The 24,564-nt window shown below is 73.0% G+C and carries 24 protein-coding genes and 1 pseudogene; 10 read left to right on the forward strand and 15 right to left on the reverse strand.

The annotated features are described in order from the left end of the window. Positions 1-42 precede the first annotated feature (42 nt). The 4 genes and pseudogenes from AB0D10_RS18630 to AB0D10_RS18645 all read right to left on the reverse strand — a co-directional run. Positions 43-438: pseudogene (locus tag AB0D10_RS18630) on the reverse strand (DUF6745 domain-containing protein); the annotation flags it as partial. A gap of 524 nt (positions 439-962) precedes the next feature. Further along, positions 963-1,265: a hypothetical protein gene (locus tag AB0D10_RS18635; protein ID WP_360257347.1), complete on the reverse strand. Its 303-nt coding sequence runs from the start codon at positions 1,263-1,265 to the stop codon at positions 963-965. Next, positions 1,262-1,735 carry a hypothetical protein gene (locus AB0D10_RS18640; protein WP_360257349.1) on the reverse strand — a complete coding sequence of 158 codons (474 nt, stop codon included), beginning with the start codon at positions 1,733-1,735 and terminating at the stop codon, positions 1,262-1,264. The genes AB0D10_RS18635 and AB0D10_RS18640 overlap by 4 nt, the downstream gene beginning before the upstream one ends. A 148-nt stretch (positions 1,736-1,883) precedes the next feature. Continuing rightward, complete coding sequence (locus AB0D10_RS18645; RefSeq protein ID WP_360257351.1) at positions 1,884-2,324, reverse strand: ATP-binding protein; 441 nt, start codon at positions 2,322-2,324, stop codon at positions 1,884-1,886. Between the two features lie 502 nt (positions 2,325-2,826). Between AB0D10_RS18645 and AB0D10_RS18650 the strand changes: the two genes are divergently transcribed. Next, complete coding sequence (locus tag AB0D10_RS18650) at positions 2,827-3,207, forward strand: VOC family protein (protein ID WP_360257354.1); 381 nt, start codon at positions 2,827-2,829, stop codon at positions 3,205-3,207. A 232-nt stretch (positions 3,208-3,439) separates the two neighbouring features. Here AB0D10_RS18650 and AB0D10_RS18655 read toward each other — a convergent pair whose 3' ends face one another. Next, positions 3,440-6,124, reverse strand: coding sequence for a glycosyl hydrolase (locus tag AB0D10_RS18655; protein ID WP_360257647.1), 2,685 nt, complete (start codon positions 6,122-6,124; stop codon positions 3,440-3,442). A gap of 326 nt (positions 6,125-6,450) precedes the next feature. Further along, positions 6,451-7,170: a rhomboid-like protein gene (locus AB0D10_RS18660; protein ID WP_360257356.1), complete on the reverse strand. Its 720-nt coding sequence runs from the start codon at positions 7,168-7,170 to the stop codon at positions 6,451-6,453. Positions 7,171-7,457: 287 nt separating this feature from the next. Between AB0D10_RS18660 and AB0D10_RS18665 the strand changes: the two genes are divergently transcribed. From AB0D10_RS18665 to AB0D10_RS18675, 3 genes are all read left to right on the forward strand, one after another. After that, positions 7,458-8,117 carry a rhomboid-like protein gene (locus tag AB0D10_RS18665; RefSeq protein WP_360257358.1) on the forward strand — a complete coding sequence of 220 codons (660 nt, stop codon included), beginning with the start codon at positions 7,458-7,460 and terminating at the stop codon, positions 8,115-8,117. Positions 8,118-8,575: 458 nt separating this feature from the next. Next, positions 8,576-9,988, forward strand: a complete 1,413-nt coding sequence (argG, locus tag AB0D10_RS18670) for an argininosuccinate synthase (protein WP_360257360.1) — start codon at positions 8,576-8,578, stop codon at positions 9,986-9,988. Positions 9,989-10,277: 289 nt separating this feature from the next. Further along, positions 10,278-10,505 (forward strand): hypothetical protein, encoded by a 228-nt coding sequence (locus AB0D10_RS18675; RefSeq protein WP_360257362.1) that lies wholly within the window; start codon positions 10,278-10,280, stop codon positions 10,503-10,505. Positions 10,506-11,023: 518 nt separating this feature from the next. On the opposite strand, the gene AB0D10_RS18680 is transcribed toward AB0D10_RS18675, so the two are convergent. The 3 genes from AB0D10_RS18680 to AB0D10_RS18690 form a co-directional block, all read right to left on the reverse strand. Then, positions 11,024-11,863, reverse strand: coding sequence for a hypothetical protein (locus AB0D10_RS18680; RefSeq protein WP_360257364.1), 840 nt, complete (start codon positions 11,861-11,863; stop codon positions 11,024-11,026). Positions 11,864-12,061: 198 nt separating this feature from the next. Then, entirely contained in the window at positions 12,062-12,634 is a 573-nt protein-coding gene (locus AB0D10_RS18685) for a sigma-70 family RNA polymerase sigma factor (RefSeq protein ID WP_360257367.1), read from the reverse strand. Positions 12,635-13,057: 423 nt separating this feature from the next. Continuing rightward, positions 13,058-13,531 (reverse strand): MarR family transcriptional regulator, encoded by a 474-nt coding sequence (locus AB0D10_RS18690; RefSeq protein WP_360257369.1) that lies wholly within the window; start codon positions 13,529-13,531, stop codon positions 13,058-13,060. A gap of 159 nt (positions 13,532-13,690) precedes the next feature. Here AB0D10_RS18690 and AB0D10_RS18695 point away from each other — a divergent pair, with 159 nt between their 5' ends. Next, the gene (locus AB0D10_RS18695) at positions 13,691-14,101 is read left to right on the forward strand and encodes an organic hydroperoxide resistance protein (RefSeq protein WP_360257372.1); all 411 of its coding nucleotides are present in this window, start codon (positions 13,691-13,693) and stop codon (positions 14,099-14,101) included. 138 nt (positions 14,102-14,239) lie between these two features. Here the strand turns inward: AB0D10_RS18695 and AB0D10_RS18700 are convergent, their stop codons facing one another. Beyond that, positions 14,240-14,659 carry an SHOCT domain-containing protein gene (locus AB0D10_RS18700; RefSeq protein WP_360257374.1) on the reverse strand — a complete coding sequence of 140 codons (420 nt, stop codon included), beginning with the start codon at positions 14,657-14,659 and terminating at the stop codon, positions 14,240-14,242. Positions 14,660-14,811: 152 nt separating this feature from the next. On the opposite strand from AB0D10_RS18700, the gene AB0D10_RS18705 reads away from it, so the two are divergent. Beyond that, complete coding sequence (locus AB0D10_RS18705) at positions 14,812-15,201, forward strand: hypothetical protein (protein ID WP_360257376.1); 390 nt, start codon at positions 14,812-14,814, stop codon at positions 15,199-15,201. Between the two features lie 199 nt (positions 15,202-15,400). Here the strand turns inward: AB0D10_RS18705 and AB0D10_RS18710 are convergent, their stop codons facing one another. Both AB0D10_RS18710 and AB0D10_RS18715 read right to left on the reverse strand, forming a co-directional pair. Further along, positions 15,401-16,051, reverse strand: a complete 651-nt coding sequence (locus tag AB0D10_RS18710; protein WP_360257379.1) for a beta-glucanase — start codon at positions 16,049-16,051, stop codon at positions 15,401-15,403. 263 nt (positions 16,052-16,314) lie between these two features. Beyond that, entirely contained in the window at positions 16,315-16,941 is a 627-nt protein-coding gene (locus tag AB0D10_RS18715) for a CBS domain-containing protein (protein WP_360257382.1), read from the reverse strand. Between the two features lie 782 nt (positions 16,942-17,723). Here AB0D10_RS18715 and AB0D10_RS18720 point away from each other — a divergent pair. Next, positions 17,724-17,960: a hypothetical protein gene (locus AB0D10_RS18720; protein ID WP_360257384.1), complete on the forward strand. Its 237-nt coding sequence runs from the start codon at positions 17,724-17,726 to the stop codon at positions 17,958-17,960. Between the two features lie 168 nt (positions 17,961-18,128). On the opposite strand, the gene AB0D10_RS18725 is transcribed toward AB0D10_RS18720, so the two are convergent. Next, positions 18,129-19,346: an FAD-dependent monooxygenase gene (locus tag AB0D10_RS18725; protein WP_360257387.1), complete on the reverse strand. Its 1,218-nt coding sequence runs from the start codon at positions 19,344-19,346 to the stop codon at positions 18,129-18,131. A 207-nt stretch (positions 19,347-19,553) separates the two neighbouring features. On the opposite strand from AB0D10_RS18725, the gene AB0D10_RS18730 reads away from it, so the two are divergent. Together AB0D10_RS18730 and AB0D10_RS18735 are read left to right on the forward strand one after the other, a co-directional pair. Next, on the forward strand, positions 19,554-20,276 hold the full coding sequence (locus AB0D10_RS18730) for a TetR/AcrR family transcriptional regulator C-terminal domain-containing protein (RefSeq protein WP_360257389.1): 723 nt from the start codon (positions 19,554-19,556) through the stop codon (positions 20,274-20,276). A 152-nt stretch (positions 20,277-20,428) separates the two neighbouring features. Next, a complete protein-coding gene (locus tag AB0D10_RS18735; RefSeq protein WP_360257391.1) occupies positions 20,429-21,229 on the forward strand; it encodes a HEAT repeat domain-containing protein in 801 nt (266 codons plus the stop codon). 52 nt (positions 21,230-21,281) lie between these two features. Here AB0D10_RS18735 and AB0D10_RS18740 read toward each other — a convergent pair whose 3' ends face one another. After that, positions 21,282-21,647 (reverse strand): hypothetical protein, encoded by a 366-nt coding sequence (locus AB0D10_RS18740; protein WP_360257394.1) that lies wholly within the window; start codon positions 21,645-21,647, stop codon positions 21,282-21,284. Positions 21,648-21,905: 258 nt separating this feature from the next. Between AB0D10_RS18740 and AB0D10_RS18745 the strand changes: the two genes are divergently transcribed. Beyond that, a complete protein-coding gene (locus AB0D10_RS18745) occupies positions 21,906-22,175 on the forward strand; it encodes a GlsB/YeaQ/YmgE family stress response membrane protein (protein WP_360257397.1) in 270 nt (89 codons plus the stop codon). Between the two features lie 112 nt (positions 22,176-22,287). On the opposite strand, the gene AB0D10_RS18750 is transcribed toward AB0D10_RS18745, so the two are convergent. Further along, complete coding sequence (locus AB0D10_RS18750) at positions 22,288-24,228, reverse strand: amino acid transporter (RefSeq protein ID WP_360257399.1); 1,941 nt, start codon at positions 24,226-24,228, stop codon at positions 22,288-22,290. Between the last annotated feature and the right edge of the window lie 336 nt (positions 24,229-24,564).

A 24,564-nucleotide genomic window follows, 5' to 3' on the forward strand; every position in this document is an offset into this window, starting at 1 on the left:
GCAGCTCAGCGGCCTGCTCCGGGGACCGGGGACCGGGCCCGCTCAGGTCTCGCGCTGCGGGTGGTAGGCGCTCTCGGGCATGCCGAAGGTCCAGGCGACCCCGGCGCGGGCGGTGCGGGTGCTCGGGGGGACGCGCAGCCAGTAGGTGCGGAACGTGCCGTCCGGCTCGGGAGTGGAGTTGACGACCTCGACCATCACCACCGGCTCGTCCTCGGGCAGGACGATCCGCCAGAGCACACCGGTCTCGTCGCGGTGCAGGGGCTCGGCGCCGGAGTCCTCCAGGTAGCGGTCGTAGCCGTAGTGCTCCAGCAGGACGCGGCGCAGCTCGGCGTTCTCCTCGGTGCGGATCCGTTCGACGGTCACCTCGGCCAGCCCGGCCAGGAACTCCGGCGGGACGGGCATACCGCGCCAGACGTGCAGGGCGAAGCCGTCGGCGTACACCCGCACGCCCTCGACGACGCCGGACGGTTCGCCGGACACGCTGATCGTCGTCCTCGTACAACAGTCTCTCAACTCCCCTGATCAACAACCGAACCGGCCATCCGTGCGCACACGTACCGAGGAGCCCGATACCATCGGCACCGGGTTCCGACCCACCGGACCACCCTGCTCCCGCCAAGGTCACGGGGTGGTCCGACACGTCTTCAGTTGTCCCTGATCAGGTCAGGGGCCCTACCGGGCAGCCTCGCTCTCTTCGGGGTCGTGACCGAAGATCCGCCGGAACAGCTCCGCCTCGTCCAGTGCGGCCAGCGGATCGTCAACTCCGGTGCGCTCCCGCCAGATCCGCCGCATCAACCGCGCCCGAGAGCTGTCGAGGTACCCAGGCTCAGCGAACCACGCCGTCACCGCACGGTGAGCAGCACGCCGCCGGGGGGAGAGGGCCCGCACCGGCCAGAAGAACCGACCACGCAGCGACCACCACCACACGACCCTGCCCAGCCAGGTCCGAGGGTCCCGCCGCATCACGGGCACACCCCGGGATCGGCCGGGTAGAGCTTGATCACGTACGACGTGATCCCGACGAACGCGAGCGCCTGCACCTGCCCGTATGTCGCGAGCCGGTGCTCAATCGACGGCACCGCCGGCGGCCCGAACAGATCGTCGAAGTACTTCCACTGATCCGCGTCCAACGGCAGTGCCCGCAGCGAGCCGAGGAGCGCGGTCAGCGCGTCCGACAGTTTGGAGAACTGCGCGGGCTCCGTGACCCCCCGGACCTCCACCGTCACCGGAAACCGGTGCGGGGCTGTGTGCTCAGCGCCGGTCATGACCTCCCCTTCCTCCGCGCACGGCGCTTGAACGCCAGCCCGTTCAGCTTTCTCTCCACGACTTCCAGTTCCACCCGCACCCGCACCGAGGGCTGACGCATCCGCCACACCTCTCCGACGAACGCCGCCGCGCCGCCTCTGAACGGCATGTCCGTGTCCAGCGCCCACGTCAGGTAGTCGCGGACGGGTTCGATCGCCGCATCGAGCGTCGCCGGCTGGTCAATGGGGAACGCGCACTCCACCGCCTCCAGCAACTTGATCAGGGAGTCCACGTGCGACAGGGCGCATTCGGCGGTGGACAGCAGCTCGGCGTGATCCAGCTCCACCAACGGCACCCCGGCCCGGATGCGCTCTGCAGCCCAGTACGCCTCATCCACCCGCCACTGCCCCAGGCTGAACGCAAGGTGCGGAAACCGGTCAGCCGGACGCGGCCGGGCGCTTGCAGCAGGATCAGTGGGAAGGGCCGTCACGCCGACACCTCTCCCGCACGGCGCGGGTGCCACGTGTGGACACCGACCGCCTGACCGTTGACGACGATGTTCCGGGTCACCGCTTTCCGTAGCCCCGCACCGCAGTAGAAGCACCGCGTCCCCACCGTCGAGGACGGCCGCCTGAGCCTCATCGCGCACCACTTTCCGGGCCCACCAGAGCCCAAACGATCTTCCCGATACCTTCCGGCCGGGCCTGGCAGCCCCACTCCACAGACAGGGCCTCCACCAGACACAGCCCCCGGCCCGACACGTGGTCGACAGAGGTGGAGCGCCGGATCACCGGCCTTTCGCTGCTCGCGTCATGCACCTCCATCCGAACGTGGTCACAGACCGACTCGAAGCGGATGGCGATGCGCCGCCCCTTGGATACCCGGGCATGCACCACAGCGTTCGTCACCAGCTCGGAGAGCACGAGCAGACCGCCGGGCAGGAGCTCAAGACCCCCCGGGACACCGATCAGGAAGTCCCGCAGCAGCAACCGGGCCGAGGAGACCGACGATCGATGGCGAGGAAGCCAGAAGAACGCATCGCCCGACAACGCGGGCGGCGTGGCAACTGCGTCGGGCATTCCGGTCCCTCCGTCTGCGCCCCCGAATCAGGGCGTGATCACGGCAGACAACCGGCTTGACAACAGAATCGCGTCCCTGCACGAGCTCCTCAGGGCGGCGAACTCCTCGGAGTGATCGGCGCCCACCAGTGCCGCACCCGGGGCGTCGAGGTCCCAGGGCGTCGAGGTCCCCGCACCCGGCGCCCGCATCCACCCGCACGACGGGCCCTCGCGCCAGCCGCGGCAAGCACGTCCGCCGCGTCGCCAGGGCGCCGCTGCCACCGGCCGCCCTCGACCACCCCACCGCCCGGGACCCGGGCACCGGCACCGGGGGTGCTCGCCGCCGTCCTCGCCTGGCGCGTGGCCGGGCCCTGGTCACCGACGCCAAACCGGCGGGCGCTCGGCCGCGCGCACTCGTGACTCCAGGCGACCGCGCGCGCACGCCCCGAAGCGGGCCCTCGCTCACCGGGCGGCCCGGCCCCCGCGTCCCTAGCCTGGTAACACAGGGAGGAGGCAAAACACCATGCTTGGAGACGCACCACTGCAAGCAGTCATCCCCGCCGCCGATCTCGCACGCGCCAAGTCCTTCTACACCGACACCCTCGGCCTCAAGCTCACCGATGAGAGCGAGGAGGAGTTCGTCTGCGACTGCGGCGGCACCCAGTTCAGCGTCTACCGCACACCGAGCGGCGGACAGGCCGCCCACACACTCGCCAGCTTCAAGGTCGCCGACCTCGACGGCGAGATGGCCGGTCTCCGCGACCGCGGCATCACCTTCGAGGAGTACGACTTCCCCGGTCTGAAGACCGTCAACGGCATCGCCGAAGGCGAGGGCATGCGCGCTGCCTGGTTCAAGGACAGCGAGGGCAACATCATCTGCGTGTCCCAGCGCGTCGGCCCGTAGGCCGTCCCCACCACCCACTCAGCCGGTGGACGGTTCCCCCGGGCCCGCCCACCGGCCCGTCACACCCGCCGGCCCACAGGCCAGCACCCGCCGGAACCGGCCCGGCGGCCCCCGCGCATGCCGCCAGGGCCCCGTCGGACGACGCCGCTGCCCGGCCCGCTCGTGCGGAGCGGGCCGGGCAGCAGGGGCAACGGTCGGCCGACAGCGGCTTGGCGACGAACCGGTACGACGGTCAGTCGTCCGTCTCGTCGTACCGGCCGTGGCCGAGGCGGCGCAGGTCGAAGGACCAGATGCCGCGGCCGAAGGTGGCGGCGTAGAGCTTGCCGTCGGGGCCGATCTTCAGCTGCTGCACCGCGGTGGTGGGCAGGTTGCGGCCGAGGGTCCGCCAGTCGGTGGTGTCCGGCGCTCGGTAGAAGGCGGCGAGGTCGGTGCCGAGGGCGAGGCCGCCGTTGGGGAGGATCTTCACCGACGTGGCCGGGACGTCGGGCAGGTTGGCCGAGACGTCGGTCCAGGTGGTGCCGCCGTCGTGGGTCTCGAAGACGTGGCCGATGCCCGCGCCGGGGCCCTCGGTCCAGGTCCGCGAGAAGCCGTTGAACGCGACCAGGACGTGCTGGGCGTCCTTCTCGTCCACCGCGAAGGAGGAGATGTAGCGATTGGGCAGGGTGCCGTCCACGGGCAGGTTCAGCTGGTGCCAGCCGGTGCCGTCGGTCTTGCCGACCGCGATGCCACGGCTGAAGCCGACGTTGTTGCACGGGCCGCACCAGCCCGCGTACACGGTGCCGTCGACGGTCGCGACCGCGGTGGCGACGTGTCCGGCGCCGAGGTCGTAGGCGGAGGTCCACTCGCTGCCGCTGCGGATCGCGTAGCCCTTGTGCTGGACCCAGACGTGTTGCCCGCCGGCGATCCAGGTGTTGACGTCCTTCGGGTCACTGGTGATCGGCGCGATGAAGCGGGCCGCGCTGGTGTCCTTGTCCGGCGGGGCGACCTCGTAGGAGGTGGCCTTGCTCGGGTCCTTCGTCCAGCTGCCGTCGTTGACAGCGCAGTTCTGGGTGACCCACATGTCGAGGTAGACGTACTCCTCGGCGATGTTGCAGCCGTTGTTCGGGTCGACGAGGGTGTCGGCGCCGTCACCGCCGAAGTTGGAGCCCATCACCTTGTCGTGGGCGCGCAGGATCGACTGTCCGTTGTCCTGCAGGCCGCCGCTGACGATGACGCCCCGGCCCGAGCGGTCCGCCGGATCCTTGCCGATGCCGACCGAGTAGTACTGCAGGGTGTCGATGGTGCCGTCGTTGAGCGGCGTCCAGTCCTTGGCGTGGCCGTACGCGTCCAGCTGCCCGTTGGTCGGGCGCCGGTAGATGCCGCCGTCGTTGCCGACGTAGACGGTGGACTTGCCCTGGTAGCTGCCGAAGGCGACGGCGTGCTGGTCGGAGTGGGTGGTCGGCGAGCAGTCACCGGTCTGCTTGGCCGGGTCGATGCTCCAGCACGGGAAGCCGTTGTTCCAGTAGGGCCCGACGGTGGCCCACGTGCTGCCGCTGTCGGTGGTCTCGAAGACCTCCTCCAGGCCGGCGTAGACGTGGTCCGGGTTGGCCGGGTCGACCTGGAGGAACTGGTTGTACCAGGCCTGGATACCGGGCTGGTAACCCGCGTCCTGCAGCGCGGAGCCGGAGTTCTTCAGCTTGTCCTTGTCCGCGATCTGGGTCCACGGACCGAACGGCGAACCGGACTTGGACACGTAGATGCCCTTGAGGCCGGTGTCCGGGTCGCTCGCCATGACTGCCGGGGACTGGTCGATCGCGTAGTAGCGGGAGCCGTCCGCGGAGGCGGCGAAGGTCACGTTGCCGACGTTCGCCGCGTCGGTCGGCAGATCGCCGAGCGAGGCGACGCGCTGCCACGTGCCGTCCGCGGCCTTGCTGTAGAAGCCGTTGTAGGTGTCGCCGCCGCGCCAGCCCACCGCCAGGACCACCTTGGTGGGGTCCCTGGGGTCGATCGCGATGTCGTTGGCGATGTTCTTGTACGGCGCGGCCGGGTCCCCGGCCTTCGAACCACCCGGCAGGTACTCCGGGTTGGGCGCGAACTCCAGCGTCCACGGGCCCGACAGGGTGGTGGCCGAGTGGCTCCAGACACCCCGGCTGGTGGCCGCCCACACCTTGCCGCCGCCGAAGCGCAGCGCGTGGATGATGGTCGATTCGAGCTCCGCGCCGCCGACCCGGTTGCCCGGCTGGAACTCCCCGTGCTTGGGGTCGGAGAGCACGTACACGCCGGTGCCGACGTACGAGGTCGCGCCGGTGTTGGACTCACCGGTGGCGTACCAGAGCCGGCCGCCGCCGTCGAGGTTCAGGGTGCCGGTGGACAGCGTGGGCAGCCTGTCGGCGATCGGCTCCCAGTGGCCGCCGCCGGTGCGGGAGCGGAACACCCCGCCGTTGGCACCGCCCGCGTAGACGTAACCGTCCTTGTCGGCCGCGACGCCGGTGATCCGGCCCGTCACCAGCCCGGAGCCGCCGCTGGAGTTGGAGTTGACGTCGCGGTAGCGCGGGTCGTCGGAGTTGTACGGTTTGTCGGTGACGTGGTCCCAGCTGCCGCCGGTGTGCGGCATCGACTGCAGCTGGGCCCAGGCCGCGCCGTAGGCACCGGGCGCGACGACACCGGGCGCGGTGCGGGCCTCGGTGTACTGCGCGGTGCCCTCGGCGGAGTTCTCCGCCTCGTCGCCGCCGTCCCCGGCCTCCGCCTCGGCCCGCGGGCCGAGGTTCGGCGCTGCGGTCGACGGCGCTGCGGTCGACGCGCCGGTGGCGCTCCGCACCTTCTGGGCGTGCGTCTTCCCGATGTCCGCCTGGTGCCGGACCTGCCACGGTTGCGGCTCCGGGGTCACGGGCGGCGCGGCGAACGCCTGGGTGGTGGTCAGTCCGATCACGGTGAGCATGACGGCGCTCAGCAGCAGCCGTCGTCGTTGCCTGGTGGGCACGGTCGCGGTCCTCCCCTGCGGCCGGTCGCGCGGTCGTGCGACTCGGCGGAAACAGGGGGCAAGCCTGGTCGGCCGCTCCGGCCGGGGGTAGGGGTATACGGTAAGAACCCGGTAAAAGCCTTACAGTTTCGAACAGTTGACTTTCACCGAATGCCGAACGTCCGTCACGTCTGTCACTCCTGTCGCGCCCGCCCCTGCCGTCATCACCATCACGGCCGTCACGACCATGCCGGCCGTAGCAGCCGGAGGGTGCCCGCGGGAACAGACCCGCGAGCACCCTCCGGTCACCGCCCGCGCGCCCGGCGCACCCGGCTCAGGACCGCGCGCACCGAGGCGACCGGGTCGAAGGCGCCCGGGCGGTCCCGGGTCAGCGGGTAGCAGGCGAACCCGATCAGCGCCGCGCTGAGGTGGCCGATGCTGGTGTAGTCCCGGTTCTGCTGGACGCCCAGGACGTAGACGGCCAGCACACCGGCCGCGTACAGGTACCGCCAGGGCCGCACGATCAGGTAGGTGAGCACCGCGACCACCCCGGCGAGCGCGTAGCTGACGCCGTAGTCGAGGGTGTAGACGGCTCGCGGCGGGGCCAGCCCGTTGTGGATCGCCCAGCCCAGCACACCCTCGCTGAGGTAGGTCGCGCCGACGTGCGCGAGCATCGCCACCGAGATCCAGCGCAGCGTGCCGAGCCAGCGCTCGGCAGGCACGTGGAAGAGGTTGTAGAGCAGGAAGTAGGAGAACCAGCCGCCGCCCGCGATCCACAGCGCGCTGGTCACCAGGACGCGGACCGGCGAGACCTGCAGGTGGTGCAGGTTGGTGGAACGCCGCTGCAGGATGCGGTCGGCGGTCAGCGGGTCGACGTGCCGGATCACCTCGGTGGTGACGAGCAGGACCGCCAGCCACGCGTAGGTGCCCGGGGCCCGCCGGACGTAGGCCCACACCGCGCGGGCGGCGCGCGCCCACCAGGGCCGCCGGTGCGCCTCTGGGCCCCGGACGGTGCTGCCGGCCATCGGCGCCTCCTCGACAGTCCTCCCTCACCCTCCCCCCGCCCCGCCACCGCCCGCCGCCGTGGCGGCCCGTCCGGGTGACCTGCCTCCCGCCGCCCCGCCCGCTACCTCCGCCACGTCCCGGCATCGGGCGGCCGCGCCCTGCGGTGGCCGTCAACCGTCCGATGACGGTGCCCGGCCGTCGCCCTCCACTGTCGTACGCTGGCGCTCCGACCCTCCCGGCCACGACCTCCTCGGCCACGCACCGGGCGTGCCGACACCGGGAACAGCAGACAAGGGCACCAGGCACGATGAGCGATCGCCTCGGGACGAGGACACCGACCGACACCGCCACGCCCTCACGATCCGTGCCCGGAACGGCCGCCCGCCCGCGGCTCACCGCCGCGTACGTCCTGCTGCTGACCATCACCGCGTCCTGGCTCGCCAGTCAGGGCCACGCCGAGCGGGCCCGGTTCGTCCGGCACAACAGCAGCAACGTCCACCACATGGAGGTCGGCAAGTGGTGGACCCTGTTCACCAGCGGCCTGGTGGTCGACGGGGTACCGGCCTGGGCCGGCATCGCGGCGGTCGCCGTCGTGCTGGGCCTGGCCGAGTGGCGCTGGGGCCCCGCCCGGGCCGCCGCCGTCTTCGTCTTCGGGCACCTGGGCGCCACCCTGCTCACCGAGGGCGCCATGTGGGTGATGCTGAGCACCCACATTCCCGGCGCGCTCTCCCGGGCCCGGGACGTGGGCATCAGCTACGGGCTGGTCGCCACCGGCGCCTGCCTGCTCGCCCTGGGCCCGGCCCCGCTGCGCCGCTACGGGCTTCCGGCGCTCGCGCTGGCCCTGGCCACCGCCTGGACGCTGAACCAGCAGCTGGCCGACGCCGGGCACCTGGTCGCGCTCGGCCTCGGCGTGCTCGCCTCCCGGACGGCCTGGGTGCGCACCCGCGCGGCTACCCTCCCCCGCTGACCCCGCATCAGCACGAACCCTCACGAACACGCATGAACCATCACGGACAGGCACGGACGCGCACGTTCGGGCCGGACTCCCCTCGGGAGCCCGGCCCGTCCCGGATCCCCGCCCTTCTCGGCCTCCGCACTCCACGCCCATCCTCCGCCCGCAGGTCCGCCGACCTCGACCGCCCCGACGGCCCGACGCCCTCGGCCACCCGACGGCCCGACCGCTGCACGCGCCACCGACCCCGAAGCCGTTCACCGGTCCCCAACCGTCCGGCAGGTCGGCCGAGTTGACACCTCCGGCACGTGGCGGAGGGCGGCCTCGGGAGTCGTCGCCGCCATCGACCTGATCGCATGCCCTTGCATTACTCTGCAAATCTATGCCAGAGTTCGGGCATCGGATCGAATACGCCGAATTCCGTCACACATCGCTGATTCAGGAGCCCGCCAGCGCGGGTCAAGGGTGCATCCATGTCGAAGGTCTTGAGCAAGCTGCCGGTCGGTGAACGGATCGGCATCGCATTCTCCGGTGGGTTGGACACCTCCGTCGCCGTCGCGTGGATGCGCGAGCACGGTGCCTTCCCCTACGCCTACACGGCCGACATCGGCCAGTACGACGAGCCGAACCTCGCCGACGTCCCGGCCCGGGGCCGCGCGTACGGCGCCGAGCAGGCCCGGCTGGTCGACTGCCGGGCCGCGCTGGTCGAGGAAGGCCTGGCCGCACTCGCCTGCGGTGCGTTCCACATCCGCTCCGCCGGCCAGACGTACTTCAACACCACCCCGCTCGGCCGCGCCGTGACCGGCACGTTGCTGGTCCGCGCCATGCAGGAGGACGAGGTCTCCATCTGGGGCGACGGATCCACCTACAAGGGCAACGACATCGAGCGGTTCTACCGCTACGGCCTGCTCGCCAACCCCAGCCTGCGGATCTACAAGCCGTGGCTGGACCAGGCGTTCGTCGACCAGCTCGGCGGCCGCAAGGAGATGTCCGAGTGGCTCGCCGAGCGCGACCTGCCGTACCGGGACTCCGCCGAGAAGGCCTACTCCACCGACGCCAACATCTGGGGCGCCACCCACGAGGCCAAGCGGCTGGAGTACCTGGACGCCTCGATGGAGATCGTCAGCCCGATCATGGGCGTGGCCTTCTGGGACCCGGAGGTCGAGATCCGGACCGAGGACATCACCGTCGAGTTCGAGTTCGGCCGCCCGGTCCGGATCAACGGCCAGGAGTTCGCCAACGCCGTCGACCTGGTCCACGAGGCCAACAGCATCGGCGGGCGCCACGGCCTGGGCATGTCGGACCAGATCGAGAACCGGATCATCGAGGCCAAGAGCCGCGGCATCTACGAGGCCCCCGGCATGGCGCTGCTGCACATCGCCTACGAGCGGCTGCTCAACGCCATCCACAACGAGGACACCCTCGCCACCTACCACACCCAGGGCCGGCGCCTCGGCCGGCTGCTCTACGAGGGTCGGTGGTTCGACCCGCAGGCGCTGATGCTCCGGGACAGCATGCAGCGCTGGATCGGCCACCCGGTCACGGGCAGTGTGACGCTGCGGCTGCGGCGGGGCCAGGACTACTCGGTCATCGACACCCAGGGCTCCAACTTCAGCTACCACCCCGAGAAGCTGTCCATGGAGCGCAGCGTCGACGCCGCGTTCGTCCCGGACGACCGCATCGGCCAGCTGACCATGCGCAACCTCGACATCGCCGACTCGCGCAGCAAGCTGGAGCAGTACGCGGTGCACGGCCAGCTGGCGCCGTGGAGCGGCCTGATCGGCGAGCTCGCTCCGGGCGGGGCCGCGCCCATCGCCGCGGGCACCGGCGACGCGGAGGAGTCCACCGCGCTCGACCACGCGGCGATCGAGTCCGGCACCGACTGACCGGCTCGCCCCGGCCGACGGAGCCGACGCGTCCGGGGAGGCCGTCGCACCACACCGGTGCGACGGCCTCCACCGTTCCAACCATCCGACGCGCCCACGGGCCCACCCGCGGACCGGCCCGCCACCGCGCCCCCGGGCCCGGCTACCGACCCACCCGCCGACGCCACCCGCCGCGCCCGCCCCGCGCCCTCTCCACCATCACCCGAATGGCGGCACCGGCCGTGCAGGCCCGGCCCTGCCGTAGCCGAATGGCGTACGTGCGCCCGGCCACAGGAAGGCAGGCCCGGGAATGGGTGAAGCAGTCGGTTCGATGCCGGCGGTGGCGGTCGCGCTCTGCCCGCTGCCGGTGATCACCGTCATCCACATCCTGGGCACCCCGCGCGGCCGCACCAACGGCCTCGCCCTCACGGCCGGCCGGTGGTCGGCCTCGCCGGCCGCCGGTGTCCGTCACCCCGGCGGCCGGCGGCCGGCAGCTGACGGCGCACCGCGTCCAGACCACGCCCCCTGGTCGTCCTGACTCAAGCTCGCCCTCGGCGCGCCGCTCCTGCCGTCCACCGAACGCCCCCGGCAGTGGCACGACCGGCCGCGCGCGGGTCACGTCACAGCGCCGCCCGCCTGGCTGCGGCCCTCGACCGCTACCCGCCCGCCAGATCCGCGGGCCTCGCCCGGCACTGGCCGTGGGCAGTCCGACCGCACTCCTCCCGGCCGTCGGAGGCGCCGCCTCGATCGACGCCACCGCCACGGTCACCGCCGCCGCCAAACCGCGACCGGCTCCGGAGCTGAGGCTGCGGCGCCGCTGGTGACGCTCGGCACGCTCGGCTCGCTACTGCCGCTCGCGGTCCGGCTGCGCGCCCGTCCCGCCGCGCGGGCCGGATCCTCGGCAAGTGGCGGGCCCGGACGGGCCGCCCATCAGGCCGCGGTCCTGACCACGGCCCCAGCCGTGCTCTGCGCCGGTTACCTGGGCGACGCCCTCTCGGGGCTCGTGTGCCCCGGCCTCGACCGACCCACGCGATCGGCGGTTCTCCCAGGGCCGCCTCAGCGGATCCGCACCACCCCCCTGCCCCGCACGGCCCGGACACCCAGCCGCGCGGGGTCCGGCCGCGGGCGTGCCGCCACCGCCTCCCGCAGCGTCAACAGGATTTCCCCGTCGTAGCGCTCCGACAGCACGCGGGCCAGCTCGGCCGCTCCCCCCGGCCGCACCTCCTGCGCCAGGTCCGGCAACCGGCCCGGGGCGCTGAGGTCCTGGGCCTGGGCGGCCCAGCGCGCCGCGTCCCGCCGTTCCCCCTCGGCGGTGTAGTGCACGGCCAGGCAGTGCACCGCCAGCTGGTCCCCGTACTGGGCCGCTATCCGCCACCAGAAGACGCCGTCGGCTGTGCGCCCCATCCCGTACAGCAGACAGCCGAGGGTGCGGAAGGCGGTCTTCTCGGCGAGTTCGAGGTCGAGGGCCAGCTCCCCCGGCGTCACGGCGCCCGCGACGCCCGCGCACAGGTGCCGCAGGTCCCGCCGGAGTTCCGCCCTGCCCCCGGCCCAGGGGGACTGCCCCGCACCCGACAGCGAACCCGCTCCCGGTAGGCCGCCCGGCGCCGAACCCCAGCCCGGCCACGGCCCCGGACCGGGCCCCGCACCCGGCCCCAATCCCACGCCCGGGCTCGACCCCGACGCCGGAGCGTGCGGCGGTCGGGCCGCTGCCGGCGGACGGGCCGGACGTTCCCGCACGGTGGGGGCGGGCCGTCGGGCGGCGGCGAGCCGCTCGGCCAGCCGTCGGGTGAAGGCCACCGGGTCGTGGTCGCCGAACTCCCGTTCCAGCTCGGCGGAGTGTGCCCGCAGCAGGTCACCGACCCTCGTCTCCCCGACGTCGGCGCTTCCACCCCTCATGTCCCCGACGTCCGCGCATCCGTCCCTCGTGTCCCCGACGTCCCCGCATGCGCCCCGCGCGTCCCCGACCCTCGCGTCCCCGGCGCTCACGTCGCCACCCTCATGCGTCCACCCTCATGCGTCCACCCTCATGCATCCGCCTTCATGTCCGCGTCCTCATGCCTGCGTCCTCACGTCACGACCCCCACGTCACGGCGCTCACGCCTCCGCGTCCTCCTCGTCCGGATGCTCCAGCAGGTACTCCAGGTGGCGGCGCCCGAGGCTGTAGTAGGTGCGGGCGGTGGTGTGGGCGATCCCGAGCGACCGGCCGATGTCGTGGTAGGACAGGCCCGCCTGGCGCAGCCGGACCACGTCGGCCTGGACCGGGGCAGCCCGCGCAAGCTCGTCCATCGCCCAGTCCAGGGCGTCCAGTTCGGCGAGTTCGTCCAGCTCGTCCTGGCTGGTGTCGGGACGGCGCTGGGCGATCACCCGCAGCCGTTTGCGTTCGGTGCGCCGGCGGTCGCGCAGGACGTCCACCACCGCGTCCTTCACGACCTTGAAGGCGAAGGCCTGCGGATCGGCGCTGGCCAGGGCGCGGCGCCAGTTCTTGTAGAGCGTGGCACCGGCGTTCTGCACCGCATCCTGGGCGTCCTCGCGGTGACGCAGCCGCTGTCGGGCGTAGCGGAGGTAGCCGAGGTTCTCGCGGGTGAAGAAGGCCTCGAAGTCGTTCGGCAGGTCGCCGAGCGGGTCCGCCCGCAGGCCCCGCTCCTCGCCCGGCCCGGAAGTGTTCACGCACGCCCCCCTTTTCGTGGGTCAGCTGGCCGGCTCACCGGGTGGCACGCCGACGGCCCTTTGGGGGCTCGTCGTGTAACCGTCCGGGGGGCCGGGGATGTTGACCGGATCGGGCGGACAATTGGCGAACGTTTCCGTTCACTTTCGAACAACCCCACTGACCTGCCGATTCGAGCCCGCCGATCCCATCGGAACGCCGACCGAGTGACCCAGATCACACTGCCCGCGACGCCGGCTTGACAAGCCCGCCGCACCACCTCGCAGCCACGCCCGACCCGCGCCGTCGGCACCGCAGCCCGGCCGCTTCACCGGCAGCTCGACCGCGGCCCGGCAGCCACCCGCGCACGCACGGGGGTGCCGCGCCGCGACGCCGGAGGGCGACACCGCCTCGGCGAAACCGGCGGCCACCACCCGGGCCGGGACCTACGGGGCGGGCTCCACCGCCGCCGAGTCCAGCGCGGCAGTGACCCGCTCCAGCAGCCCGCGCAGCTCCGCGAGGTCCCGGACCGGCAGCCCGGTCGCGGCGAGCAGCCGCCGCGGGACCTGTCCGGCCCGCTCGCGCAGCGCCGTCCCCTCGGCGGTGAGCGCGACGGTGACCGACCGCTCGTCCTGCGGGCTGCGTTCACGACGGACCAGTCCGGCCGCCTCCAGCCGCTTGAGCAGGGGGGAGAGCGTGCCGGAGTCGAGCCGCAGGCGCTCGCCGATCCGCTTGACGGGCAGTTCGCCGTCCTCCCAGAGCACCAGCATGACCAGGTACTGCGGGTAGGTCAGCCCGAGGTCCCGAAGGAGCACCCGGTAGACGCCGCCGAAGGCGCGGGAGGCCGCGTTGAGCGAGAAGCAGATCTGCTGGTCGAGGCGGAGCAGTTCCTCGTCCGCCATGCCGGGAAGCGTGGTCATGGACCCATCGTACCGATGACGCGCACGCCATTGAGTTGTGCGCAATTGAATTGTGTGCTCTACTTGTGCCACGGCAGGGCACGGACGGACCGCAAGAACGACGGCGGCCCCCGGCCCGTCCGCCACCGAGCACACGAAGCACCACGAAGGGGACCGACCATGGACGCGCTCTACACCGCAGCCGCCACCGCCAACGGCCGGGAGGGCCGTGCCGTCAGCTCCGACGGCCAGCTGGACCTCGCGCTGGCGATGCCGCCGGCGCTCGGCGGCAACGGCCAGGGCACCAACCCCGAGCAGCTGTTCGCGGCCGGCTACGCCGCCTGCTTCGCCAGTGCGCTCGGCCTGGTCGGCCGGCAGGCCCGGGTGGACACCAGCGAGGTCTCGGTGACCGCCGAGGTGTCCATCGGCAAGGACGGCTCCGGCTTCGGCCTCGCCGTCGTGCTGCGCGTCGAGCTGCCCGACACACTCGCGGGCGAGACCGGCGAGCTGCTGGTCAAGCAGGCGCACGAGGTCTGCCCGTACTCCCGCGCCACCCGGGGCAACATCCCGGTCGAGCTGGTCGTCGAGTAACCGGTCCGCCGGCCGGCCGGGCAACCGGTCGGGCAACCGTCGCCCTCGGGACGCGATTCGACCCCGGGGCTCCGCAGACGCACCGGGCCCGCCGCACTGGACGTGCGGCGGGCCCGTCCCGCACCACGCTCCGGGCTCCTACTCCCCCGCACCGGGGCCGCCGGGGCCGGGCGAACCGCCGGCGGGCGTACCACTCCCCGGGGCACCACCCGCAGGGCCACCGCCACCCGGCCCGTTCGCCGAGCGCAGCGTCTCCAGTCTGTGCCGGTACTCCTCGGCGTCGATCTCGCCCCGGGCGAACCGCTCCGCGAGCACCTGTTCCGGGGCCGGGCCGGTCGCCCAGCCGCTCGGGCCGCCCGCGCCGTGCCCGCCGCCACCGGAGACGCCCGGTGCCGCAGTCGCCGGCGGGACCGGCTGCCGCGAGCGCGAAACGTAGCGGAACAGGGCGACGGCGGCGAGCACCAGGAGCGCCAGGACCAGCAGCGACCCGATCACCATCAACCCGATGCCCCAGCCGCCCATGCCGTGGCCGTGCCCGTACCCATGCCAGTGCCTCATCAGGACCTCCTCCTCCGGCCCCGTCCGGGCCCACCGAGGTGATCAGCGCCTTACCACCATCGTGCGCCCGGCACCGGTGAAAGTGCTGTGAAGAAAGCCTGAGAAAACGTTTCGGCGGCCGGGCCCGAAGTCCACGGGGTAGCGTGCCGCTCGTGAACCGGCACGCACGCACGACCCACCACCCGCCCCACGACGGCCGCTCCCCCGAGCAGCTCGTCGCCGCCGGGGTGCTGCGGCGCCACGCCGACCCCAGCCCCCACCCGACCCTCGGCCACTCCCCGATCGCCTACGTCGACACCGCGCTCTGGGCCGAACTCACCGCCCTCGCCATCGCGCCGACCGCCGCCGAGGCCACCGCGACGGCCCTGCTGCACGCACTCGCCGACCGCGCCGTGGACGCGGCGCTCGCGCCGGGCAACGAGCGCGCCCCGCACGACGACCTGTACGTGACCGACCCCGCCCACATCGGCCCGGACCGCCGTGCGGTCTGGTTCCAGCGCACCGGCCCGCACGGCCCGATCACCGCCGCCTTCGCACCCTGAGTCATGGGCTGCACCGGCCGCACCGGCCTGGCCCGCCGGGCCAGGCGGGGCGTACCGGCCGCGACCGCCGAACCCCGGACCCGAACGACCCGGACCCGAACGGCCTGGACCCGAACGGCCTGGACCCACCCAACCCCGATCCCGGCCCGCCCAGCCCAGCCCAGCCCTGCCACCGAACCGGAACTCCCTCAGCCTTGGTTCAGCGCTCCACCTGCAGGCTGTGGCAGACCCAGCTGAGCCGGTCCGGCCCGCCGCTCGGCGGCCGGTCGTGGTACGTCCCGTCCGCCACCGACAGGTTGACGATCAGGTAGGCGTGCCAGCCGGCACCAACCCCGTGCAGGTCCGCGTAGACCAGTTCGTCCTCGACGTACCAGTCCACCGAGTTCGCGCCGAGCACCACCCGCAGGCCGAAGGTCGCCCCGGGGCCGATCCCCGCGCCGCCGCCGTGCCAGTACCGGAAGCCGCCCCGGACGTGGTTGGAGATCTCCAGCAGGTCCGGGTTGTCGGGGTGGTACTCGAAGACGTCGACCTCGTTGCCACCGTCCCGCCAGGTCCAGATCGCCGGCCAGGCCCCCAGCTGAACGGGCAGCGTCACGCGCGCCGACAGCACGTCCCCGGCGCGGACCTGGAAGCCGTCCGGACTGCCCTCGGTGGTCAGCAGGTTGCAGTTCCACAGGCCACCGGTGTGCCGCCGGGTGGCGGTGAACACCCCGCCGGGGCAGTAGCCGCGGACGAGGTAATCGAGTTTGTGGTCGCTCCGGTTGGTCGGCCCCATCTGGGGATAGGCGCTGCTGCGCCCGGTGGTCCACTGCCTGGTCGAAGTGAAGTCCGCGTCGAACACGACTGTCACGGCCGCCTCCCCGGTGCCCGGGTGCCCCGGCAGTCCGATCGGCCGGGCACACAGAGTGAGTTACCCGGTACGGTCCGCTGTATGCGAAGCGGACCGCCCAGGTCCGAGACGGACCGACAGCCACCGGCTCCACTTGCCGGACCGCTGCAGCCCGACCGGCCGGACTCACCCGGCGAGCCCGATCATCCCGATCGACGCCACCTGCCGGACCCGTCCGACCAACCGGATCAGCCCGATCGGCCCCGCCCGGCCGGCTCGGCCCGTCAGCCGACCGTCGCCGCGCCCCCGGCGCCGAGCCGGTCGGTCACGGAGACCACGCCGTCCACCGAGCGGCACAGGTTGAGCACGATCGGCACCAGATGCGGCTCGGGCACGGTGCCGCTGAGCACCACCCGGCCCTGGCTGACCTCCACCCCGATCTCCGCCGGGCTGACGCCTTCGATCCGGCCGAGCACCTCCTCGACGATCTCCCGCCGGATCACCGTGTCCTCGCGCAGGAACACCCGCAGCAGGTCGCCCCGGCTGACCATGCCGACGACCCGCCCTTCCTCGTCCAGCACCGGCAGCCGCTTCAGCCCGTGCCGGCTCATCGTGCGGGCCGCCGCGACCACGCTCACCCCTGGTGTGGTGCAGACGGGCTGGGCCGTCATCAGGTCGGCGGCGGTGACCTCGCCGTCCGGGCCCACCTGCGCCGACTCGGGGGCCGGCAGCAGGCTGCCCGGGTCGTCCTGCGCGGCCAGGGTGCGCAGCAGGTCGGCCTCCGAGACGACGCCGAGCGGCCGCCCTTCCGGGTCCACCACCGGTACCCCGGTGATGTCGTACTCGCTCAGCAGCGTCACGATCTCCCGGAACCCGGTCTCGGGCGAGACCAGGACCACGGGGCTGGTCATCACGGATTCGACGGTGGCATGCCGCACGCCGGTTCACCTCGTCCAACGGTGCTGGTCCGACCGGGCGCGGATCGTCCCGGCCGGTTACCGGCAGCATGGCGTGTGGCGGCGCGGACCGCCAGGGGCCAAGGGGCCGAACGGGTGGGACCTTGGGCCTCGCACCTCGAACACGAACCCGACACGGACCCGACACGGACCGACGTGGCCCGACGTGGCCCGACGTGGCCCGACACGGACCCGTCCGCCGGTCACGGCCCTACCCGTCCGGGGTCCACACAAGGGCCTCACCCGTCCGGGGCCCCTCCCCTCAGGGGTCAGTCGTGCGAAACCGCCCCGCAGCCGACGGCGAATGGTCGCGGATGGCCGTGGCTGTTCCGACGCGTGGGGTCGGGGCCTCGGCCGGCGGGCGGCTCGCCCACAAACGCGGGGTGTCCGGCCCGGCGTGAGCCCGGCCGTCGAGCAGGGTGCCGTTGAAGCCGCTCGACCGTGCCGCCGGACCGCGGCCGGTCCCCGCAGCCGGCCCGGGAGCCGCGCGAGGCGACGGCTCAGGAAGCGCTGCAGGCCTGGGCCCGGGCGGGCTGTGCCGTCCCGGACGGGAAGCCGGGCGTCAAGCAGCTCAACCTGTGGGCCTTCGCCGTCCAGCCGCTGCCGCAGAACGCGGGCTCGGCCGCCTGGGTCTGTCTGCGCGCCGACCGCTGGAACGGCGAGGGCAGCGCGGCCACCGCCGTCGTCCTACCCGCGGGCCGCGGCCCGCAGCGCACCGGCGGCGGCCCGGGCCGGGCGTGCAGCCGGTTCGAGCAGGACACGGCGGCCTGGACGTGGTGGCGTTCGCCGCAGGGCACGGAGTTCCTGCTGGCGGCGGGCAGTCGCCGCGTCACCGGTTCACCGTCAAGGGGCCGGACTGGTCCACCGACCGGACCGCACCGGACCGGACGCTCGCCGTCGAGCGCCCCGCGCGCTCGGCCGTCCAGGTGGAGGCGCTCCTGGACAACGGTGTCAGGATCACCCCGCCGCACTGAACCCGCCCCTGCAGCAGCGACCGCCCAGCCCGTGCACACCCCGCCACCCACTCCGCCCGCTCGACCCACGCATCGCGCTCACCCTGCCGAACCTGCCCACCCCACCGAGTCCGCCCACCTCACTGAGTCCGCTCACCCCACTGAACCCGCTCACCCCACTGAACCCGCTCACCCCGCTGAACCCGACCGACCCGCAGGGCCGGCCGCACCCGACCGCTCCGCCCCGTAGTCCGGCAGTTCGACGCTGCTGACCTGCTTCCCGAGTTCCAGCATCTTCTCCAGCGCCCACCGCCGGTTCAGCACCGCGTTGCGGAACCGCAGCCCGGTCGCGGTGCGCGGTGCCAGGAACGGTCCGGTGCGGTCGCCGCCCTTCTGGCAGCCCTGCGCGTAGCCGCGCAGCAGTTTCTCGTAGCGCTCGAAGGCGGTGCGGTGGTCGCCGCGCGCCCGGACCAGCTCGCCCGCCAGGACGTACGCGGCGACCACCGCTGTGCCGGTGCCCATGCCGCCGATGGTCGCACCGCAGGCGGCGTCGCCGATCAGGGCGATCCGGCCGCTCGACCAGGCGGGCACGTCGGCCCGGCTGATCGAGTCGAAGTACACCTCGGGGGCGGCGTCCAGGCGCTCCAGCAGGTGCGGCACCCGCCAGCCGAGGCCCGCGAAGGCGGCCCGGACGAGTGCCTTGTGCTGTGCCGGGTCGTGGCGGTCGTAGCACAGTTCGGGCGAGGCGAACAGGCAGAAGGCGCCCGCCCGGCTCGGGTCGCGGTGGGCGGCGCCGACGGACATCAGCCGGCCGGGGACGTTCAGGCCCACGGATCCGGCGGGCAGCCCGGGTTCGTTCGGCAGCTGCCAGGTGGCCGCGTAGTAGCCGAGGTGGCGGACGTAGCGCTCCTCCGGGCCGAAGGCGAGCCGTCGGACGGTGGAGTGCAGCCCGTCGGCGCCGATCACCAGGTCGAACTCGCGGGGCGCGCCGTGCCGGAAGGCGACGCGGACCCCGCTCGGCGTCTCCTCCAGCGCGGTGATCGAGTCTCCGAAGACGTACTCGGCGCGGGCACTGCTGTGCCGGTGCAGCAACCGGGAGAGTTCCCCGCGCGGGATTTCGAGGTCGCCGCCCGCGAACTCGGCGGGCAGGTGCAGCAGTCGGCGACCGTCGGCGTCCACGAAGGTCATCGGGCTGCCGCCGGTGCCGAGTGCCCTCAGTTCGTCGAGCACGCCCATCCGTTCCAGCACGGTCAGGTGGGTGCGGCCGCGGAAGTCGACGTCCTGGCCGCCGTCGCGCAGCGCGGGAGCCAGCTCGACGACGGTGACCTCGAAGCCGTACCGGACCAGCCAGTGGGCGAGTGCGGGGCCGGCGATGCTCGCGCCCGAGATCAGGATCCTGGTGTTCACGGGAACCACTCCGTCCGGAGGTCAGAAACTGTGTCCGACGGACACTGTTTGTTGCTGTGTACGGTAAACACAGTTGAGGTGGATGGGCAACCCCCGAGGCCGAACGGGCGGAACGCCCGCCCCGGGCCCGGGAAGGCCCGGGGCGGAGCCGTGCCCGGCCCGGTACGGAGCGCCCCGGCACGGAGCACCCCAGGACGGAAGCGGACGATGAGCGGAACGGCGAACGAGACGGCGAACGACACGGTGCGGCTGCTCTGGGGCCCGCCGGCCAAGCCGACCCGGGGGCCGAAGCCGGCTCTCACCCCGGAGCGCATCGCGGCGGCAGGCGTCGAGGTCGCCGACGCGGAGGGCCTGGGGGCGGTGTCGATGCAGAAGGTGGCCGGCCTGCTCGACTTCACCAAGATGTCGCTCTACCGCTACGTCCCCGGGAAGGCCGAACTGGTCGCCCTCATGGTCGAATCGGCCGTCGGCGAGCCCGGGGCACCTGCGGACGCGGCCGACTGGCGAGAGCAACTCACCGCCTGGGCAGCCCAGTTGACCGATTCCTTCGCCCGGCACCCGTGGCTGCTGGACGCCACCGTCGGCCCCCGGGTGATTGGCCCGAAGGAACTCATGTGGCTGGAGCGGGTGGTGGCCGCGCTCGACGGCCACGGCCTGACCGGGCCCGAGCGGATGGACGCCGCCGTCCTGCTCGCCGGGCACGTGCGCGGGATCGCCGAACAGTCCCGCACCGCCGGCCCCGCCGGCTCCCCCGAGGCCGAACTCCTCGCCGTCCTCGGCACGGTGGTGCGGCAGCACGCCGACCGCTACCCCGCCGTCGCGGCCGCCATGGCCGAGCCGGGCGGACGCGACCAGGCCTTCGACTTCGGCCTGGAACGCATCCTGGACGGCCTGGCCGCCCTGATCGAGCGCCGCGCCGGGCAGGCCTGACCACACAGCCGGCCCGATCGCCCACCACAGCCCCGACCACGCCGACCGGCCCAGGCCCCGACCCCGACCCCGACCCCGACCTCGACCGTCCCCGGCCGGGCGCCCGGAAAATCCCTCGGACCGCGCCCGGCCACCCACTACCATCGCGCCCCATGGCGATGTTCGTGCACCTCACCTCCGCGGCCGACGCGCCGCGCATCCGCCGCGCCGGGATCCGAGCGGACAGCCGGGGCCAGGACGGCGCGCGCGGGCTGTACTGCTTCCCCGTGCTGCCCTCGTACACGCTGACCCACCAGTGGCTGCGCGAGTTGGCCCGGTTCGGGCCCAAGGGCTCGCTGGTCGCGGTGCACGTCCGGCTGGACGACGCGCAGGAGGTCCTGGCCGGGCACTACCGCGACCGGGCCAGGAGCGCACAACAGTCGGTGTCCGCGGCGGAGGCGGTCCGGCGGATCGGCGCACTGGCCGACCCGCGCGGCTGGGAGGTCTTCCTGCCACGTGCGGTGGGCGCCCGCGAGGTGCACCGGATCCGCGCCGTGCCGCAGGTCGCCGGCTGGCGCTACCTGCCGAACGCCCACGGCACCCGGCCGTGCACCTGCTTCGGCTGCCGGATCCGCGGCGAGTACGGCGGCCGCCGGCTGCGCGAGCGCCACCCGCACCCGCTGGACGGACCGCCGCCGCCGGTGCCCGTACTGCTGGCCCGGATCGGGGCGGCCGGCGATCCCGGCAACCCGGCCGAACTGCGGGCCGCCCTGCACTGGTTCGGGATGCGCCGCCGGGGCCCGGTGGGCGCCCTGGCCCGCCTGGCCGGCCACCCCGATCCCGGCGTGCGCGAGGAACTGGTCTGGGCCGTCGGTTCCTGGTCCACCCCGGGCACCGCCGAACTGCTGGACGGCCTCGCGGACGATCCGCACCCGGATGTCCGCGAGGCCGTCGAAGCGGTGCGGGACCGCTGACAGCGGTGCTGGACCGCCGAGGCCCCGCACCGCCGCAGGTCGTGCGCAGCCGTCAGGACACGCGCTTCAGCTGCCAGGAGTTCTTGTCGAAGCTCGGCACCGCGGAGTACTGACAGCCGACGCTGTAGAAGCTGCTGACGATGGTCCAGCCGTCGGGCGGCCAGGTCGAGGCGCAGGCGTTGACCACGGTGCCGACCGGGTAGCCGGTGAGCTGCATGATCTTCTTGGTGTTCGGGTTGAACCCGGAGCCGCAGCCGCCGCTGTTCCACCACTGCACGTCCACGTAGCCGCCGGGCGTGAGCGAGGAGGAGCACATGGTGCTGGTGTCGCCGGGTGCGGCCTGGGCCGTTCCCATGGTGAGGGTGAGTGCGGCGGCGGCAGCGCCGAGGGTCAGCGCGGCGGCACGGAGACGTATCACGGGGCGGGCTCCTCTCGATGACGCGGGACCTCCGCATCACCGCCCATTCCTATCCGTGTCAGTGGGTGGACGGACAGCGACTTTCCGGCCCGACTGGCGGCGCGTTCTCGCCCCTCCGTACCCGACTCACCCCGGCCCCGCGTCCGTGACCTGCGGCGATCTCCTCCGACATGCCCGTTCGGCCGATCCGGGTGATCATGGGACGAGCCGCGTCTTCGGCGATTCGGCGCGCCGGTCGCGCCCGGAAGGTGGACCGCGATGTTCCAGCTCCTGTGGATTCTGCTCATCGGCTTCGTGCTGGGCGTCCTCGCCAAGCTGATCCTGCGGGGGCCGCAGTCGATCCCCTGGTGGCTGACCATGCTGCTCGGCGCCGCCGGGGCCTGGCTCGGCAACGCGGTCTCCGGCTGGGTCGGTGTCCGTCACACCTCGGGCATCGACTGGATCCGCCACATCCTGCAGCTGGCCTTCGCCGTGGGCCTGGTGGCCCTCGTCGCCCCCGCCTGGAGCAGGTCCCACCCGAACCGCTGACACCGCGACGGCCGGATCCCCCGCGCCACCTCCACGGCGCCGACCCGCCGCGCCACGCCCCCTGCGCGGACCCCCGGCCCGCCGGGCGGCTGCCGCCCGGCGGGGGCGCCGGTCAGCCCACGTGCACGGACGGACGCCGCAGGCGGTCCGGTTCGGCCTCGCGCAGCACCTCGCGCGTCACCGGTGCGATCTCACCCTGGCCGAACAGGAAGAACCGCAGGAACTGGGCGAAGGGATTGCCCTCGGTCCACTCGAAGTAGATGTGCGGCTGCTGCCCGGTCAGGTCGCGCACCTGCAGCAGCAGGGCGGCCAGCGCGTTGGGCACGCTGGAACTCTCCAGCGACAACACCCGGTAGCGCTCGTGCAGCACCTCGCCGCGCACGGTCAGTTCGGCCTCGAAGTCCGACGGGTCGAGCACGGTGACCTCGACGAAGACCAGGTCGTCCTCGGGCGGGATGTCGTTGTCGGTGCGGATCTGGCGGATCTTGTCGCGGTACTCGGCGAGGTCCCGGCTGTTCGGCTCGTTGGCGATCAGCCGCAGCGGGCGGTGCATGTAGTCCCGGACGAACCGTTCCGCGACGTCGTCCAGCACCACGTCGGTGACGCGCAGTTCGAAGGCCCGCTTCAGCCGGGAGAGGAAGGAGAGCAGCATGATACCCGCGATGAAGCAGGCACCGATCTTGACGCCGTCCGGCCGCTCGGCGATGTTGACCGCCGTGGTGTAGAGGAACACCGCGGCGATCACGGCGAAGCCGGCCCGCCAGCGGCGCTGTCCGGCCTTGTGGGCGGCGATGGTGACGGCGATCGCGGCGGAGCTGATCAGTACCAGGACACCGGTGGCGTAGGCGCCGCCCTGGGCGTCCACGTTGGCGTCGAAGATCCAGGTGACCAGGAAGGCGATCAGGGTGAGCACGATGACGGTGGGCCGCACGGCGCGCGCCCAGTGCGGGGCCATGCCGTAGCGGGGCAGGTAGCGCGGCATCAGGTTGAGCAGCCCGGCCATCGCGGAGGCGCCGGCGAACCAGAGGATGGCGATCGTGGACAGGTCGTAGATGCTGCCGAAGGCGCTGCCGAGGTACTCGTGGGCGAGGTAGGCGAGCGCGCGCCCGTTGGCCGCGCCGCCCGGCTCGAAGGCCGCGGGCGGGATGAGCAGCGTGGTGATGAAACTGGTCGTGATCAGGAAGCAGCTCATGATCGCGGCGGCGGTGGTGAGCAGCTTGCGGGCGCCCCGGATCCGGCCGGTCGGCTTCTCCTCGGTGTCGTCGGGGTCGCCCTCGATGTGCGGCATCACGGCGACGCCGGTCTCGAAGCCGGAGAGGCCGAGCGCGAGCTTGGGGAAGACGATCAGCGCGACGCCGACGACGGCGAGCGCGTTGCCGTGTTCCGCGAGGAGTGCCGAGGTCCAGTCACTGAACAGGTGCGGGGCCTTGAGCACGTTGTAGAGCCCGTCGACCACCACGACGACGTTGAGCGCGAGGTAGACCGCGACCAGCACCACGGCCAGGCCGATGGCCTCGCCGAAGCCCTTGAGGAAGACCGCGCCGAGCAGGGCGATCATGATCAGGGTCAGCATGACCTGCTTGCCGGTCAGCGCGCTGTTCAGGTGCGGGTTCTCCACCAGGTGCGCGCTGGCGTCGGCGGCGGACAGGGTGATGGTGATCATGAAGTCGGTGGCCGCGAAGCCCAGCAGGGTGAGCACGAAGAGCTTGCCCTGCCAGAACGACAGCAGCCGCTCCAGCATCGCGATCGAGCCCTCGCCATGGGGGCTCTCCTTGGCGACCCGCCGGTAGACCGGGAGCGCGCCGAGCAGGGTGACGATCACCAGCACGACGGTGGCGATCGGCGAGACCAGGCCGGCCGCGAGGGCGGCGATGCCCGGCTGGTAACCGAGCGTGGAGAAGTAGTCGAGGCCGGTCAGGCACATCACCCGCCACCAGCGCTGGCCCTTCACGTGCGGGGCCTGCGCGTGCGGGCCGGGGTGCTGCTTGGCCATGTCCGCCAGGCCTTCGAGCATCCACGCCCGGAACCACCCGCGCCTGGTCCGGGAGGGCATCCCCGGTTCGGCCGAACCCGACGAGACCACGTGCACCCCTGTCCACGAATCGGCCGGCCGCGCGCCGGCCCGGGCCCCCTGCGGCCGCCGGACGGCGGGCCCGGTCAGGCTAGGTGACCCGGTCTCCGCGGCCCGGGACCGCGCGGGGCAACACGCCGCGGTGCGCCCGTACGGCCCCCCGGACGGCGGGCTGCGGGCGGCCGTGTGCGGCGGCCCGGCGCGTTGGCCCGGACGCGGCCGCCGGACGGGGTAAGGATGTCCGCGCGCGTTGACGCTCCGGGTTGACACTCCGGGTCGACGCCCCGGATCGGCACGGGCCGGCCGGCACGACTGCGA

The organism is Kitasatospora sp. NPDC048545, from assembly GCF_040651155.1.
GTDB lineage: Bacteria > Actinomycetota > Actinomycetes > Streptomycetales > Streptomycetaceae > Kitasatospora.

Excerpts from the sequence above, each read along its gene's own strand:
- AB0D10_RS18635 (WP_360257347.1), bottom strand. The coding sequence starts at position 1,265 with ATGACCGGCGCTGAGCACACAGCCCCGCACCGGTTTCCGGTGACGGTG.
- AB0D10_RS18695 (WP_360257372.1), top strand. The coding sequence starts at position 13,691 with ATGGACGCGCTCTACACCGCAGCCGCCACCGCCAACGGCCGGGAGGGC.
- AB0D10_RS18675 (WP_360257362.1), top strand. The coding sequence starts at position 10,278 with ATGGGTGAAGCAGTCGGTTCGATGCCGGCGGTGGCGGTCGCGCTCTGC.
- AB0D10_RS18730 (WP_360257389.1), top strand. The coding sequence starts at position 19,554 with ATGAGCGGAACGGCGAACGAGACGGCGAACGACACGGTGCGGCTGCTC.
- AB0D10_RS18750 (WP_360257399.1), bottom strand. The coding sequence starts at position 24,228 with ATGCCCTCCCGGACCAGGCGCGGGTGGTTCCGGGCGTGGATGCTCGAA.
- AB0D10_RS18665 (WP_360257358.1), top strand. The coding sequence starts at position 7,458 with ATGAGCGATCGCCTCGGGACGAGGACACCGACCGACACCGCCACGCCC.
- AB0D10_RS18655 (WP_360257647.1), bottom strand. The coding sequence starts at position 6,124 with ATGCTCACCGTGATCGGACTGACCACCACCCAGGCGTTCGCCGCGCCG.
- AB0D10_RS18650 (WP_360257354.1), top strand. The coding sequence starts at position 2,827 with ATGCTTGGAGACGCACCACTGCAAGCAGTCATCCCCGCCGCCGATCTC.
- AB0D10_RS18660 (WP_360257356.1), bottom strand. The coding sequence starts at position 7,170 with ATGGCCGGCAGCACCGTCCGGGGCCCAGAGGCGCACCGGCGGCCCTGG.
- AB0D10_RS18745 (WP_360257397.1), top strand. The coding sequence starts at position 21,906 with ATGTTCCAGCTCCTGTGGATTCTGCTCATCGGCTTCGTGCTGGGCGTC.
- argG (WP_360257360.1), top strand. The coding sequence starts at position 8,576 with ATGTCGAAGGTCTTGAGCAAGCTGCCGGTCGGTGAACGGATCGGCATC.
- AB0D10_RS18680 (WP_360257364.1), bottom strand. The coding sequence starts at position 11,863 with ATGAGGGGTGGAAGCGCCGACGTCGGGGAGACGAGGGTCGGTGACCTG.
- AB0D10_RS18735 (WP_360257391.1), top strand. The coding sequence starts at position 20,429 with ATGGCGATGTTCGTGCACCTCACCTCCGCGGCCGACGCGCCGCGCATC.
- AB0D10_RS18645 (WP_360257351.1), bottom strand. The coding sequence starts at position 2,324 with ATGCCCGACGCAGTTGCCACGCCGCCCGCGTTGTCGGGCGATGCGTTC.
- AB0D10_RS18690 (WP_360257369.1), bottom strand. The coding sequence starts at position 13,531 with ATGACCACGCTTCCCGGCATGGCGGACGAGGAACTGCTCCGCCTCGAC.
- AB0D10_RS18700 (WP_360257374.1), bottom strand. The coding sequence starts at position 14,659 with ATGAGGCACTGGCATGGGTACGGGCACGGCCACGGCATGGGCGGCTGG.
- AB0D10_RS18715 (WP_360257382.1), bottom strand. The coding sequence starts at position 16,941 with ATGACCAGCCCCGTGGTCCTGGTCTCGCCCGAGACCGGGTTCCGGGAG.